The organism is Streptomyces sp. NPDC049687 (assembly GCF_044465285.1).
GTDB lineage: Bacteria > Actinomycetota > Actinomycetes > Streptomycetales > Streptomycetaceae > Streptomyces.
Map to the genome: position 1 here is coordinate 102,273 of NZ_JBITLN010000001.1, position 13,277 is coordinate 115,549.

Below are 13,277 nucleotides of genomic sequence, written 5' to 3' on the forward strand. Positions count from 1 at the left end.
TGTCGCCATCATGCGCCTCTTTCCACGGCGGGATCCGGTGGGTCGGCCAGGGTTCTGGCCAGGGCGCGCAGGGCGGTGCGCAGACGGGTCTTGGCGGTGCCCTCGGGGATGCCGAGCTCGGCGGCGGCCTGACGGTAGGTGCGGCCCGCGAAGTAGGCGAGGTGCACCACCTCCCGCTGGGGCTCCGGGAGTTCGGCGAGCGCGGAGTGCAGAAGCAGGGAGCGTTCGCGGTCCACGACCGTCTCGTCGGGGCCGGGTGCCGCGTCCGGGACGGTGTGCAGTTCGCTGTCGTCGGCGGGGCCGCCCTTGCGGTGCCGGGCCTCGTGGCGCACCCAGTCCACGGCGCGCCGGTGCGCGAGCATCGACAGCCAGGTGCGCAGGCTGCCCCGGCGCGCGTCGAAGGCGTACGGCCTGGTCCACAGCTCGGTGAAGACCTCCTGCGCGATGTCCTCGACGGCGGCCGGGGTGTGCGTGACGCGCAGGGCGATCCGCCGTACCAGCCCGCCGTACGCGGCGTACGTCTCGGCCAGCGCGGATCCGTCCCCGTACACCAGCCGCCCGTGCAGCTCGGCGTCGGCGGCCGGGCGGGCGGACGCCCGCCCCGCGCCCGCCCCCGTCGACGCGTCCGTGTCCGTGGGATCCACCGGCACCATCACCCCCGGTGCCCTTTCCTAGCGTCCCGGGCACGGGTGCGGCAAGGGTGTTCAGCCCGAGAGGACGTCCAGCAGGCGGTCGACGTCGGCGGGGGTGTTGTAGAGGTGGAAGGAGGCACGCAGGTTGCCCGCCCGGTCGGAGACCTCGATACCCGCCTCGCTCAACTCCGGCTGCCGGTGGCCGAGTCCGGGTACGGACACGATCGCGGAGCCGGGGGCGGGCACGGGCTCGTGGCCGAGGCCGGCGAGTCCCGCGCGGAAGCGGTCGGCGAGGGCCAGGTCGTGAGTGCGTACGGCGTCCACGCCGAGTTCCTCGACGAGTTCGAGGGAGTGCCGTAGCCCGGCGTAGGTGAAGAGGGCGTGGGTGAGGTCGAACCGCCGTGCGGAGTGGGCGAGTTCGGTCACGGGGCCGTAGCAGCTGTCCCAGGGCCGCTCGCCCGCGACCCAGCCGGCCAGCAGGGGTGTCAGCCCGCCGAAGTCCTCCGGTACGACGAGGAAGGCGGCCCCGTGCGGGCCGAGCAGCCACTTGAAGCAGACGGCGGCTGTGTAGTCGTACGCGTCGGCGTCCATCGGAAGCCAGCCGGCGGCCTGGGAGAAGTCGACGTAGGTGCGGGCCCCGTGCTGCCGGGCCGCCTCGCGCAGGGCGGGCAGGTCGGCGATCCGCCCGTCGGCGGACTGGGCCGCGCTGACCGCGACGAGCGCGGTGCCCGGGCGGACGGACTCGGCGATCCGCTCCAGGGGCACGGCGCGCACCTTGAGGTCGCCGCGGACGTGGAACGGGTTGAGGACGGAGGCGAAGTCGTCCTCGGCGGTGAGGACCTCGGCGCCGGCGGGCAGGGCGGCGGCGATCACGGCGGTGTGGGCGGCGACCGAGACCCCGGCCGCCACCCGTTCGGCCGGCACACCGGCCAGCCGGGCGTAGGAGGCACGGGCGGCCTCCACATCGGCGTACAGGGGCGCCAGCGGCCGGCCCTCGGCACGCAGCCGCACGGCCTCCTGCAGCGCCGTCACGGCGCGGGCCGGCAGCAGGCCGTTGCTCGCGGTGTTCAGGTAGGTGTTCCTCGGGGCGAACTCGGCGTGGACGAGGGTCTCGAAGGTCTCCATGAGTCCACTGTGGGCCCCCGGCAACTCCCCGTCCATTGCCGATGTCTGAGCGGTTCAGCCAAGGAACGCTTATACATCGGCCCCGACCTGCGCTTCTCAGTGCTGCGGCACCGCGCACCCGTCCGGGCCGCAGGCCTGCGCGCCGCCCTCGTCGATCAGCTTCAGCGGAGAGCGGTCGCCCCAGGCCCGGGTGAGCGCCTGGGCGAAGACCTCGGCGGGCTGGGCACCGGAGACGCCGTAGGCGCGGTCGAGGACGAAGAAGGGCACGCCGTTCGCGCCGAGCTGAGCGGCCTCGCGCTCGTCGGCACGGACCTCGTCGGCGTACGCGGCCGGGTCGGCGAGCACCTTGCGGGCGGCGTCGGCGTCCAGGCCGGCCTCGACGGCGAGCTCCACGAGCCGCTCCTCGCCCTCGGTGAAGACGGACCGCTCCTCGGCGAAGTTGGCCCGGTAGAGGATCTGGATCAGCTCGTCCTGCCGGCCCTGCTCCTTGGCGAAGTGCAGCAGGCGGTGCATGTCGAAGGTGTTGCCGTGGTCGCGGTCCCGGGTGCGGTAGTCGAGGCCCTCGGCGGCGGCCTGCGCGCCCAGGTTCTCCTCACCGGCACGGGCCTGCGCCTCGCTCATGCCGTACTTCTTGGTGAGCATCTTGATCACGGGTTCGACGTCGCCCTTGGCGCGCCCCGGGTCGAGCTCGAACGACCGGTGCACCACCTCGACCTGGTCGCGGTGCGGGAAGGCCTCGAGCGCCTTCTCGAAGCGGGCCTTGCCCACGTAGCACCAGGGGCAGGCGATGTCGCTCCAGATCTCGACGCGCATGTCTCGGTTCTCTCCAGGTCGTCGGGGCGACGGAGACTCCCTCCGCCATGTGCATGAACGTTCAAGCAGCGGTGTTCATTCCCCGCTCGTCCCCGGCCTCCCCCCGCTCACGGAGAAGCGCAGGAAGAGATGGTGATCACCTTCCGCGCGCGGGTTCTCCGGGTCCGGGAACCAGCCCTGGCGGGCGTAGAAGGCCTGGGCGCGCCGGTTGTCGACGTGCACGTCGAGCACGGCCGTACGGTGGCCGTCCGCCCGCCACTGTTCCACGCAGGCGGTGTGCAGGTCCGTGCCGATGCCCGCCCGCCAGTGGCCCGGGTCGACATGGAACTGGAACAGCTTGACCGTCTCCGCGCCGCCGCCCTCCGGCCTCCGGAAGGAGGCGAGGCCGACGATCCGCCCCCGCTCCACGACGCACAGCACATGCCCGTCGGGCCGCTCGATGGCCGCCCGCCACACGGCGAGCCAGTCGGTGCCGTCCTGCGGGATCCCGTCGGGGTAGTACGTGGCCCGGGCGCGCGCGTGCAGCGCCACGACGGCCGGGGCCTCGGCGGGCACAGCGGTGCGGATCACTCGGGTGGGGCGTTCTCCGATCATGCAACGGAGGACGGGGAGGCCGCCGATCCGGTTCCCCGCCCCCGCTGCCCGGGCTCGCTAACAGACGAAGTTCCGATGGTCGGTGCTCGTGCTCAGCCTGCAGCTGCCGTCCAGGCGGTCGCCGTTCCTGTCGCGGAAGGTGAGAGTCCAGGTCGTGCCGCCGTAGCGCAGGTCCCCGTAGCCGAAGATCCCCGGACCTGCGGGGGCCTGCAGCTTGGTCACCGACTCGTGGACCTGCTGCGGCGGCGTGCCGATGGACTGCAGCTCGACGTTGGCGTCAACCGGGCCGTTGTCCAGGGGGCCACCCGAGGATCCCAGGGTCAGCTGGGGCGGCCGGGTGCTGTCGAAGTCGATCTTCTGGGCGAGGTGGAAGTGCCCCGAGAGCACCAGGCGCACCTTGCGGTGCAGCTGATGCAGCTGGGTGTCGGCGACGGCCCTGTCGAGGACGTGCGTCGCCCAGGTGACCGCCCCTGACATCGATCCGGCCGCCTTCACCATCCACAGCGGCTTGTGCGTGACCACGAAGACGTCGCCGGGGGCCTGCGACGCGTCCCGGTTCACGGCATCGAACTGGCCGGTGTAGGGGCCCAGGTTCGCTGGGCTCCCGTTGTCGTTCCGGTCGGCCAACGAGGTGTCCACGGAGATGAGGGTCAGCGCGCCCGCCCGGATCACCGCGGGCTGGGTGAACAGGCTGCACGAGCGGTTCGAGCGCAGCTCGTCGGCGAGGTAGCGGAACCACGCGCCGCCCGCGCCGCCCTGCTGCATCGCGTTGCAGTCCTCGTGGTTGCCGCGGGTCAGCACGACGGGAGCCGTGGCCAGCAGCCGTTCGGCGGGTCTGAAGAAGTCGGCGACGACACAGGCCCAGCCGGCTCTGTCGGGGGTGTCCGTGCAGCCCGGATTCGCCGGCTTGTCGTTCGCCCTGCCGGGGTCCTCCCGGTACAGGTAGTCACCGACGTGGATCACCAGATCCGGCCGCGTCCGGGAGACGACACTGTTCGCGACCCGCCGGAACGGCCAGCCGTTCGCGCAGTCCTGCGCGGGCTCACCACTCGACAGGGGGAGCTCGCAGCCGGTGTCGCCGATCACGCCGATCCTGGCGGGACGGGTGCCCGGGGTCCAGTTCGGCAGGGGCAGCCGACGGTTCGACGGATGCAGGGTGGCCGCCCGTACCGTCCCGGGCACCAGCGTCGCGTCGGAGGCCGTCAGGCGCACCTCGGCCTCGCAGACGGTGGTCGGGAACTGCGACCCCCAGGGCAAGCTCTTCAAGCTCAGCGGATCCGTGTGCGAACTTCCCTGGTAGGTGTAGCTCACACTGGGACACGTATGACTGGAGTCCGTGGACACGTATCGGATCTGCGTGCCGTCGCCGGTCAGCTGGGTCCAGGCCCAGGCCTCGCCGTCCAGCGCCGAACCGGGCGGCGGAGCGGTCGGTCCCGGCGGCGCGTCCCCGTACCCGTACCCGGGCACGGGCCCCGGGGGAGTCGCGCCGGCCGGGAACGCCGCGGCCAGCACACCCGCCACGGCGAGGGCGACGATTCGGTGCCTCATGTTCACGTACCTCCGTCCAAGCGGCCCGGACACGGCGTACGTCATCGCCTTACGGGCACACCTGGAATCGTCGGCACCGCTTCGGGACCGCGCACGACGACTCCGGCGAACGGCCTACACCCCCCGCCGCACCGGTTCCTCAGCTGCCGTCCCTGAGGTCGTCCGGCCAGCTGTCCCGGAACTCGATGTGGTCGTACGTCACCACACAGCCCTCCCCCATCGGCGACTGGGTCATGAAGCCGACCAGGGCGGCGCCGGTCTCCTTCTCCTCGCCGAGGGTGAACAGCCGGACGAAGGTCCAGCGCCGGCCGTCGCGGGAGGCGTGGAAGGCGAAGGCACGGCCGGTCCTGCTGACCCGCAGCCAGACCGAACTGCCGTCCACGGTGAAGGAGTTGGCGTCGTCGGAATGACCCCGGGTGACCACCGTGCAGACGGTGGCCACATCCGGGGAGTACTCCAGACAGAGCTTGGCCCAGGCCCGTTCGCCGACATGGACGTACAACACCCCCGCGTCGAAGGCCCAGTTGAACCCCACGGTGACCCGCGCGATCAGCTGGAAGTCCCCCTCGGGCGCCCCGAGCAGCCGCGGCGCGTCGGCGGCGGGCTCCAGCCCCTCCCCGGTAGGCGGCACGAACCGGTCCTGCCGAGCCCCCGCCCACCCGGTGAGCACCCCGTCCTCGTGGGACCAGTGCCCGTCGGGCCCGTACGTACGGAGAGGGAAGGGCAGTTCGGGAAGTTCGACGTCCATGGCCCGATTATCCAGGTGGGTGGAGAGACTCAGGGGCGCGGGGAACCGCGCGGCCACCACGACCGAGCCGCGGCCCCGCAGATCACCCGCGCCCCCATGGCGTCATCGCTCCAGACGCCCGTTCAACCGACGGGGCAGCCCCAGCTCGTTCTCGTCCCGGAGCTCCACCGGCAGCAGCGCGGCGGGCGCGTTCTGGTAGACCACCGGCCGCAGCCACCGCTCGATCGCCGTGCCACCCACGGACGTCGACGTGGACGTGGTCGCCGGGTACGGACCGCCGTGGTGCTGGGCGGGCGCCACCGCGACACCGGTCGGCCACCCGTTCACCAGGACCCGCCCCGCCAGCGGCGTCAGCTCGGCGAGGATCTCCCCGCCCCGCCCCTCGCCGGCGGCCTCTTCGTCGGAGAGCTGCACGGTCGCCGTGAGGTTCCCCGGCAGCCGCGACAGGACGGCCTTGACCTCGCCCTCGTCCTCGTAGCGGGCCACCACGGTGACCGGGCCGAAGCACTCCTCCAGGAGCAGATCGTGCGCGCCCTCCGCGGCCAGCCGCGCCGCGGGCACGGTCAGGAAGCCCGCACTGACGGTGTGCTCCCCGCCCGCGCCGGGCGTCACCGGCGACTCGACGTCGGGCAGCTCGGCCCGCTCGGCGACCCCGGCGATGAAGTTGTCCCGCATCCGGTGGTCGAGCAGCACGCCCGCCTCGGTGTCGCTGACCGCGTCCGTGAGGGACTTGAGCAGCCCGTCACCGGCCGCGCCGGACGGTACGAGCACCAGCCCCGGCTTGACGCAGAACTGCCCGACACCGAGGGTCATGGACCCGGCGAGCCCGGCGCCGATGGCCTCCGCACGCTGGGCGGCGGCGGCCTCCGTGACGACGACGGGGTTCAGCGACCCCAGCTCCCCGTGGAACGGGATCGGTTCCGGCCGGGCCGCCGCCGCGTCGAACAGCGCGCGCCCGCCCCGGATGGACCCGGTGAACCCGGCCGCGGCGATCAGGGGGTGCTTGATCAGCTCGACGCCCGCCTCGAAGCCGTGCACGAGACCGAGGACGTCCACGGGGATGCCGTGCGCGGCGGCGGCCGTCCGCAGCACCTTGGCGACCAGCTCCGACAGCGCCGGGTGGTCGGGGTGCGCCTTGACGACGACGGGATTGCCGGCCGCCAGCGCGCTCGCGGTGTCGCCGCCGGCGACGGAGAAGGCGAAGGGGAAGTTGGACGCCGAGTAGACGGCGACCACGCCCAGCGGCACCTTGTAGCGGCGCAGGTCCGGGATGGGCGGGGTGGCGGTGTCGTCGGGGTGATCGATGACGACGTCGAGGAAGGCGCCCTCGTCGACGATGCGGGCGAACGCGCGCAGCTGGTAGCAGGTGCGGGCCAGCTCGCCGTTCAGCCGGACCGGGCCCAGTGCCGTCTCGGCGTCGGCGACCTCGACCAGCTGGTCCTTGGCCGCCTCCAGCTTGTCGGCGGCGGTACGCAGGAAGGCCGCGCGGACGGTGCGGTCGACGAGGGAGCCGCGGGTGGCGTGCGCGGCGCGCACGACGCTGTCGACCTCCTGGGCCGTGGCCTCCACCGCAACCTGTTCACGCTGCTTCCCGGTTCGGGGGTCGACACTCCAGACTGGTGCTGCTGCCACCGCGGGTCCCTCCACGCTTGCTCACTGGCCACGTTCGGTACTGGCTCATCCACCAGGGACGTTCGATATACTGAACACTGTCTCTCATGGTGAATATGCTGTTGGAGACTATAACTTCAGCTTCTCGTCGAACGAAGGGGTCAAGGGAGATGTCGGCTGGCGAGACGGGGGGCGGGGCGCAGGTCAAGTCCGCGGTGCGGACGGTTGAGCTGCTGGAATACTTTGCCGGCCGCCCAGGTATGCACTCCCTCGCGGCGGTCCAGGAAGCCGTCGGCTACCCCAAGTCCAGCCTCTACATGCTGCTGCGCACGCTGGTGGAGCTGGGCTGGGTGGAGACGGACGCGACGGGCACGCGGTACGGCATCGGCGTGCGGGCGCTGCTCGTCGGCACCTCCTACATCGACGGCGACGAGGTGGTGGCGGCGGCCCGGCCGACCCTGGACCGGCTCTCCGACGACACCACCGAGACCATCCACCTGGCCCGTCTCGACGGCACGAACGTGGTCTACCTCGCCACTCGCCAGTCCCAGCACTATCTGCGCCCCTTCACCCGCGTCGGCCGCCGGCTGCCCGCCCACTCCACCTCCCTGGGCAAGGCACTGCTGTCCACGTACACCGACGAGCAGGTCCGCAAGATGCTCCCGGAGACACTCCCGGGGCTCACCGAGCACACGATCACGGACCGCGAGAAGCTCATCGAGGAGCTGCACCAGGTGCGCGAGCAGGGCTTCGCGGTGGACCGCGAGGAGAACACCCTGGGCCTGCGCTGCTTCGGCGTGGCGATCCCGTACCGCACCCCGGCCCGGGACGCGATCAGCTGCTCGGTGCCGGTGGCCCGGCTGACCCCGGCGCACGAGCAGATGGTGAAGGACGCCCTCTTCGACGCGCGGGACCGGCTGACCCTGGCAACCCGTAGGCTCTGAGGCATGCTGATCGATCTGCGCCACGTCCACGACAGCGACCTGCCGGTGTTCTACCGCCAGATGAACGACCCCGAGGCCCTGAGGATGGCCGCGTTCACCCCGGAGGATCCGGCCGACCGGGACGCCTTCGACGCCCACTGGAACAAGATCCGCTCCTCGTCCGCCGTTTTGCGCACGATCCTCGCCGACGGGGATGTCGTCGGCAGCACGGCGGTGTACGGGGAGCCGGGCGAGCGTGAGGTGACGTACTGGGTGGACCGCGCGTACTGGGGCAAGGGCATCGCCACGGCGGCGTTGCGGGCGCTGCTCGCCGAGGTCCGGGAGCGTCCTCTCTACGCCCGGGCGGCGGCCGACAACGCCGGTTCCCTCCGGGTCCTGGAGAAGTGCGGCTTCCGGACGACCGCGTGGGCGGTCGGGTACGCGAACGCGCGCCGCGAGGAGATCGACGAGGTCGTGCTGCGCCTGGAGGCCTGAACGGACCCTGGGTGAACATACGGTGAGAAAGATGAGAAAAGCGGAGGTCGGGAACGATCCCTCTCCGCCCGTTCGTCCTTCCGTTCGCAATGAACAAGACGATCAGGCGTGCCTCGGTCTTCGCGCTGCTGCTGGTGTTCTCCCTGCTGATCAGGGCGACCTGGGTGCAGTTCTACGAGGGCCAGGCACTCGCGGACGACACGGACAACCGGCGCAACGCGATCGAGACGTACGCGGAGCCGCTCGGGGACATCATCGTGGCCGGAAAGGCGATCACCGGCTCGGCCGTCACCTCGGGCGGCGACCTCAGGTACAAGCGCACGTATACGAACGGCAAGCTCTACGCGGCGGTGACGGGCTACGCCTCGCAGGCCTACGCACCCACCCAGCTGGAGGGCATCTACGCCGACCTGCTGAACGGGACGGACACCCGGCTGAAGACCGCGATGGACATGGTCACCGACCAGCGGGCCGATCCCGGTGACGTGATCACGACGATCGACCCGGGCGTGCAGAAGGCGGCGTACGACGCGCTGGGCGACAAGAAGGGCGCGGCCGTCGCGATCGATCCGGCGACCGGCAGGATCCTGGCCGTCGTGTCGACGCCGTCGTACGACCCCTCGTCGCTCACCGACGCCAACACCGCCGCCACCGCCTGGAAGAAGCTGAACGCCGACTCCGACAAACCGCTCGTCAACCGCGCGCTGCGGCAGCCGCTGGCGCCGGGCTCGACGTTCAAGCTGGTGGTGGCGGCGGCCGCGCTGGAGGACGGGCTGTACGCGTCGGTGGACGAGAGGACCGACAGCGAGGACCCCTACACGCTGCCGGGCACACGCACGGTCCTGAAGAACGAGAACACCTCCGCGCCCTGCGAGAACGCCTCGATCCGGGTGGCGCTGCAGTACTCCTGCAACAACGTCTTCGCCCACATGGCCGTTCAGCTCGGGCAGGACAAGGTGAAGGCGATGGCCGAGAAGTTCGGCTTCAACGACGACAGTCTGGATGTGCCGGTGCGGGCGTACCCGAGCGTGTACCCCTCCGACATGGACGAGTCGTCCACCGCCCTCACCGGCATCGGCCAGTTCGACGTGACCGCGACGCCGCTGCAGATGGCGATGGTGTCGGCGGCCATAGCCAACGGCGGGGAACTGGTCTCGCCGCACATGGTCTCGCAGATCACCGACAGCGGCGGTGACGTCCTCAAGGACTACGACGACGACGCGTCCGGCACCCGGATCCTCAGCTCCTCCACCGCCGGGCAGTTGCAGTCGGCGATGCAGACGGTCGTCGAGAAGGGCACCGGCACCAACGCCCTCATCGACGGCGTCACCGTCGGCGGCAAGACGGGCACGGCCCAGAACGGCGAGAACAACAGCAAGGCGCCGTACGCCTGGTTCACGTCGTACGGGAAGACGGACGGCAAGGAGGTGGCCGTGGCGGTGGTCGTCGAACAGTCGGACGCGGCACGGTCCGAGGTGAGCGGCAACGGGCTGGCCGCCCCCGTGGCCAAGGCGATGATGGAGGCGGCACTCAAGAGCTAGTGCCGCGGCAGGTGCTGGACAGAAGGGGGCGGTGCCGAAGAAACCGCCCCCTCGGTTCACTTGACTCCCAGAACCTGCTCAATGGGATCGATCGCGAAGTACACCACGAACAGCGCCGAAGCAGCCCACAGCAGCCAGTGCACGTCCTTCGCCTTGCCGAGGACCGTCTTGATCACGACGTAGGCGAGGAAGCCGGCGCCGATGCCGTTGGTGATCGAGTAGGTGAACGGCATCACGGCGATGGTGAGGAACGCCGGGATGGCGATCTCGTACTTGTCCCAGTCGATGCTCTTGACCTGGGTCATCATCAGGAAGCCGACGGCGACGAGGGCCGGGGCCGCCGCCTGGAGCGGCACGATGGTGAGGACCGGGGTCAGGAACAGGGCGAGGGTGAACAGACCGCCGGTGACCAGGTTGGAGAAACCGGTGCGCGAGCCCTCGCCGACGCCTGCCGCGGACTCGATGTAGGAGGTCGCGGAGGACGAGGAGGCCGCGCCGCCGGCGACCGCCGCCGCTCCGTCGATGAGCAGTACGCGGCCGAGGTTGGGCACCTCGCCCCGCTCGTCGAGGAGTCCGGCCTCCGCGCTGATGCCGACGACCGTTCCCATGGTGTCGAAGAAGTCCGACAGGATCAGGGTGAAGACCAGCAGGACGACGGTGATGACACCGGTCTCGCCGAACGCGCCGAACAGGCTGAAGTGACCGATCAGCCCGAAGTCGGGGGTGTCGACGATCTTGTCGGGCCAGGACGGCGTGGTCAGGCCCCAGGACTTGATGTCGGCGATCGAGTTGATGACGATCGCGAGGATCGTCATGGTGACGATACTGATCAGGATGGCGCCCTTGACCTTGCGGGCGAGCAGTCCGATGGTCAGCAGCACACCGAGACAGAAGACGAGAACCGGCCAGCCGGAGAGGGTGCCGGTGCCGCCCAGTTGGACGGGCACGGTGGTGTTGGCGGCGTCGGGGATCCGGCTGACGAACCCGGCGTCGACGAAGCCGATGAAGGCGATGAACAGGCCGATGCCGACACTGATCGCCTGCTTCAGCGGCTGCGGGATGGCGTGCATGACGGCCTCGCGCAGACCGGTCACCACAAGGACGCAGATCAGCAGGCCTTCGAGGACGATCAGGCCCATCGCGTCGTCCCAGCTCATCAGCGGGGCGATCTGGAAGGCGACGACCGCGTTCAGGCCGAGGCCCGCGGCGAGGGCGAGCGGCAGGTTGCCGCCGACGCCCATGATGATCGTCATCACGGCGGCCACCAGGGCGGTGGCGGTGGTGAGTTGGACGGCGTCCAGGGAGTGGCCGAACTTGTCCTTCGCGCTACCGAGGATGATGGGATTCAGGACAAGGATGTAGGCCATGGTGAAGAATGTGGCGAAGCCGCCGCGTATCTCCCGGCCGAAGGTGGACCCCCGTTCGGAGATCCTGAAGAACCGGTCGACGCCGTTCACCCCTGGTGGCGGTGCGCTCGACCGGTCGGCGACCTTCTTCGTCTCGGACATGACGTGTTGCTCCTTGCTGCCTGAATGATCGGTGTGCGGATGCTGGCTGGATTGTTCCCTCGTTGAACCCTGTTCGGGTTTTCGCCGTGTTACGGAATCAGGCTTCCGCGCAGCTCCCGGGGGCCACATGATGTTCGAACCCCCGTACCAAACCAAGTGGATGATCACTGCTACGCTTCCGGATCTCGTCCCAGGCCCTCCCCGGGGCATCCCCATGTCATTCACATGACACGCACAGTCGCATCGAGAAGAGGTCACCCGTGGGCACAGTCGTCGACGACGCCGCCTCCGTGGAATTCCATGCCTTCTTCGACCGCCACTACGCGGAACTGTCCCGTCTGGCCCATTTGCTGACCGGTGAGGCGGACGCCGCCGACGACCTGGCGGCGGACGCGCTGCTCGCCCTGTGGAACCGCTGGGACCGGGTGCGCGCGGCCGACCATCCGGTGGCGTACGCCCGTGGCGTCGTCGCCAACCTGGCCCGCACCCGCATCCGCAGCGCCGTCCGCGAGCGCCGCAGGATCGCCCTGTTCTGGTCGCAACGCGAGGAGAAGACGGAGAACCCCGACGTCGCCGGCGTTGTGGACGTCCAGTCCGCGCTGCGTAGACTCCCCTTCCGCAAACGGGCCTGCGTGGTGCTGCGGCACGCCTTCGACCTCTCGGAGAAGGACACCGCGCTGGCCCTGGGGGTCTCGGTCGGTACGGTGAAGAGCCAGACCTCCAAGGGAATGGCCGAGCTGCAGAAGTTGCTCGGCGTCAAGGGAGCTCCGCTCACGGTGCGTGCGATGGCCCGCACCGGCGAGACCTCGGGAAGGAACCGATGACGGTGCAGCGGGACGTGCACGACGAGCTGCGCGCCCGGCTGCACGAGGCGGCCGAGGCGCACGAGCCGGACCGGGCGTACATGCTCGCCCGGATCGAACGCGGTATGGCGGGCGAGGTCCAGGACCAGGACCGGCGCGACCACCGGGCGACGCGCCCGCCGGTCTGGGGCTGGGCCCGGATCGTGGGCGCCACGGCGGCGGTCGCGGGCATGCTCGCGGTCGGCGGTTACGCGGTGGCGTCGGCGGTGAAGGACGACACACCGTCGCCGCAGACGGTCGCCGCCTCCTCGCCGCCGGTGGAGTCCCCGGACGCGACGAGCCGGCCGCCGGCCTCGCCGAAGGCCACACCGAGTTCCGGTTCCGGCGGTGGCACCGGCGAACCGGCGAAGCCCAGCAGGTCCCCGGCGCCCTCCACCTCGTCGAAGCCCTCCGCGTCGGCCGCCGCCCTGCTGCCGGGCACCGACGACGATGACGACGGGCCGCTCTGGTCGGACGGCTCCGTCGATCCGCACAGCAACGACTTCTGGGCGCAGAGCAACATCACGTTGCGGGCGAAGCAGGAGGTCACCGCGCTCACCGTGCAGTTGAGGATCGCTCAGACCGGCGGGGTGTCCTCGTCCGGTGCCTGGCGCTCGCTGCCCGAGGACGACTTCACACTCACGGTCACCGAGCAGGGTGGATTCCTGGTCTACACCTTTGTGCTCAAGGAGGGCCGTACGGTCCCGGTGGGCGAGTGGGTGTTCGCCGGGCAGTACGACCACGACCGCGGGGGCCGGGACGCCACGGGCGACAGCTACGTCATCACGGGCGAGTCGGACGGCAAGGCCCTCTTCCTGGGCGGCGACTTCGCCGCCCACGACGGGGACGACGGCGACTCGTAGAAGGCCGCGCAAAAACTTCTGACACAGCGGCAAC

General features: G+C 70.7%; 13 protein-coding genes. 5 read left to right on the forward strand and 8 right to left on the reverse strand.

Going from position 1 to position 13,277, the window contains the following annotated elements:
• Positions 1-8: 8 nt before the first annotated feature.
• The 7 genes from ACIBVL_RS00495 to ACIBVL_RS00525 all read right to left on the reverse strand — a co-directional run bounded on the left by ACIBVL_RS00495 (position 9) and on the right by ACIBVL_RS00525 (position 7,092).
• Complete coding sequence (locus tag ACIBVL_RS00495; protein ID WP_399089390.1) at positions 9-656, reverse strand: RNA polymerase sigma factor; 648 nt, start codon at positions 654-656, stop codon at positions 9-11.
• 48 nt (positions 657-704) lie between these two features.
• Complete coding sequence (locus ACIBVL_RS00500) at positions 705-1,757, reverse strand: aminotransferase class V-fold PLP-dependent enzyme (RefSeq protein ID WP_399089393.1); 1,053 nt, start codon at positions 1,755-1,757, stop codon at positions 705-707.
• 96 nt (positions 1,758-1,853) lie between these two features.
• Positions 1,854-2,570, reverse strand: a complete 717-nt coding sequence (locus ACIBVL_RS00505; protein WP_399089396.1) for a DsbA family oxidoreductase — start codon at positions 2,568-2,570, stop codon at positions 1,854-1,856.
• A 75-nt stretch (positions 2,571-2,645) separates the two neighbouring features.
• Positions 2,646-3,164, reverse strand: coding sequence for a GNAT family N-acetyltransferase (locus ACIBVL_RS00510; protein ID WP_399089399.1), 519 nt, complete (start codon positions 3,162-3,164; stop codon positions 2,646-2,648).
• Positions 3,165-3,221: 57 nt separating this feature from the next.
• On the reverse strand, positions 3,222-4,712 hold the full coding sequence (locus ACIBVL_RS00515) for a metallophosphoesterase family protein (RefSeq protein WP_399089402.1): 1,491 nt from the start codon (positions 4,710-4,712) through the stop codon (positions 3,222-3,224).
• 139 nt (positions 4,713-4,851) lie between these two features.
• Positions 4,852-5,460, reverse strand: coding sequence for a DUF1349 domain-containing protein (locus ACIBVL_RS00520; protein WP_399089405.1), 609 nt, complete (start codon positions 5,458-5,460; stop codon positions 4,852-4,854).
• Positions 5,461-5,562: 102 nt separating this feature from the next.
• The gene (locus ACIBVL_RS00525) at positions 5,563-7,092 is read right to left on the reverse strand and encodes an aldehyde dehydrogenase (NADP(+)) (protein ID WP_399089408.1); all 1,530 of its coding nucleotides are present in this window, start codon (positions 7,090-7,092) and stop codon (positions 5,563-5,565) included.
• 149 nt (positions 7,093-7,241) lie between these two features.
• Here ACIBVL_RS00525 and ACIBVL_RS00530 point away from each other — a divergent pair, with 149 nt between their 5' ends.
• The 3 genes from ACIBVL_RS00530 to ACIBVL_RS00540 all read left to right on the forward strand — a co-directional run bounded on the left by ACIBVL_RS00530 (position 7,242) and on the right by ACIBVL_RS00540 (position 10,030).
• On the forward strand, positions 7,242-8,015 hold the full coding sequence (locus ACIBVL_RS00530) for an IclR family transcriptional regulator (RefSeq protein ID WP_399089411.1): 774 nt from the start codon (positions 7,242-7,244) through the stop codon (positions 8,013-8,015).
• Between the two features lie 3 nt (positions 8,016-8,018).
• Positions 8,019-8,489, forward strand: a complete 471-nt coding sequence (locus ACIBVL_RS00535; RefSeq protein ID WP_399089414.1) for a GNAT family N-acetyltransferase — start codon at positions 8,019-8,021, stop codon at positions 8,487-8,489.
• An 89-nt stretch (positions 8,490-8,578) separates the two neighbouring features.
• Positions 8,579-10,030, forward strand: coding sequence for a peptidoglycan D,D-transpeptidase FtsI family protein (locus ACIBVL_RS00540; RefSeq protein ID WP_399089417.1), 1,452 nt, complete (start codon positions 8,579-8,581; stop codon positions 10,028-10,030).
• 56 nt (positions 10,031-10,086) lie between these two features.
• On the opposite strand, the gene ACIBVL_RS00545 is transcribed toward ACIBVL_RS00540, so the two are convergent.
• A complete protein-coding gene (locus ACIBVL_RS00545; protein ID WP_399089420.1) occupies positions 10,087-11,538 on the reverse strand; it encodes an NCS2 family permease in 1,452 nt (483 codons plus the stop codon).
• Between the two features lie 260 nt (positions 11,539-11,798).
• Between ACIBVL_RS00545 and ACIBVL_RS00550 the strand changes: the two genes are divergently transcribed.
• A complete protein-coding gene (locus tag ACIBVL_RS00550) occupies positions 11,799-12,362 on the forward strand; it encodes a SigE family RNA polymerase sigma factor (RefSeq protein WP_399089423.1) in 564 nt (187 codons plus the stop codon).
• On the forward strand, positions 12,359-13,243 hold the full coding sequence (locus ACIBVL_RS00555) for a hypothetical protein (protein WP_399089426.1): 885 nt from the start codon (positions 12,359-12,361) through the stop codon (positions 13,241-13,243). The genes ACIBVL_RS00550 and ACIBVL_RS00555 overlap by 4 nt, the downstream gene beginning before the upstream one ends.
• The last annotated feature ends 34 nt before the right edge of the window (positions 13,244-13,277 follow it).

Bases quoted from the DNA above. Each gene is read 5' to 3' on its own strand.
- ACIBVL_RS00500 (WP_399089393.1), bottom strand. From the start codon at position 1,757: ATGGAGACCTTCGAGACCCTCGTCCACGCCGAGTTCGCCCCGAGGAAC.
- ACIBVL_RS00505 (WP_399089396.1), bottom strand. From the start codon at position 2,570: ATGCGCGTCGAGATCTGGAGCGACATCGCCTGCCCCTGGTGCTACGTG.
- ACIBVL_RS00510 (WP_399089399.1), bottom strand. From the start codon at position 3,164: ATGATCGGAGAACGCCCCACCCGAGTGATCCGCACCGCTGTGCCCGCC.
- ACIBVL_RS00515 (WP_399089402.1), bottom strand. From the start codon at position 4,712: ATGAGGCACCGAATCGTCGCCCTCGCCGTGGCGGGTGTGCTGGCCGCG.
- ACIBVL_RS00520 (WP_399089405.1), bottom strand. From the start codon at position 5,460: ATGGACGTCGAACTTCCCGAACTGCCCTTCCCTCTCCGTACGTACGGG.
- ACIBVL_RS00530 (WP_399089411.1), top strand. From the start codon at position 7,242: ATGTCGGCTGGCGAGACGGGGGGCGGGGCGCAGGTCAAGTCCGCGGTG.
- ACIBVL_RS00535 (WP_399089414.1), top strand. From the start codon at position 8,019: ATGCTGATCGATCTGCGCCACGTCCACGACAGCGACCTGCCGGTGTTC.
- ACIBVL_RS00540 (WP_399089417.1), top strand. From the start codon at position 8,579: ATGAACAAGACGATCAGGCGTGCCTCGGTCTTCGCGCTGCTGCTGGTG.
- ACIBVL_RS00545 (WP_399089420.1), bottom strand. From the start codon at position 11,538: ATGTCCGAGACGAAGAAGGTCGCCGACCGGTCGAGCGCACCGCCACCA.
- ACIBVL_RS00555 (WP_399089426.1), top strand. From the start codon at position 12,359: ATGACGGTGCAGCGGGACGTGCACGACGAGCTGCGCGCCCGGCTGCAC.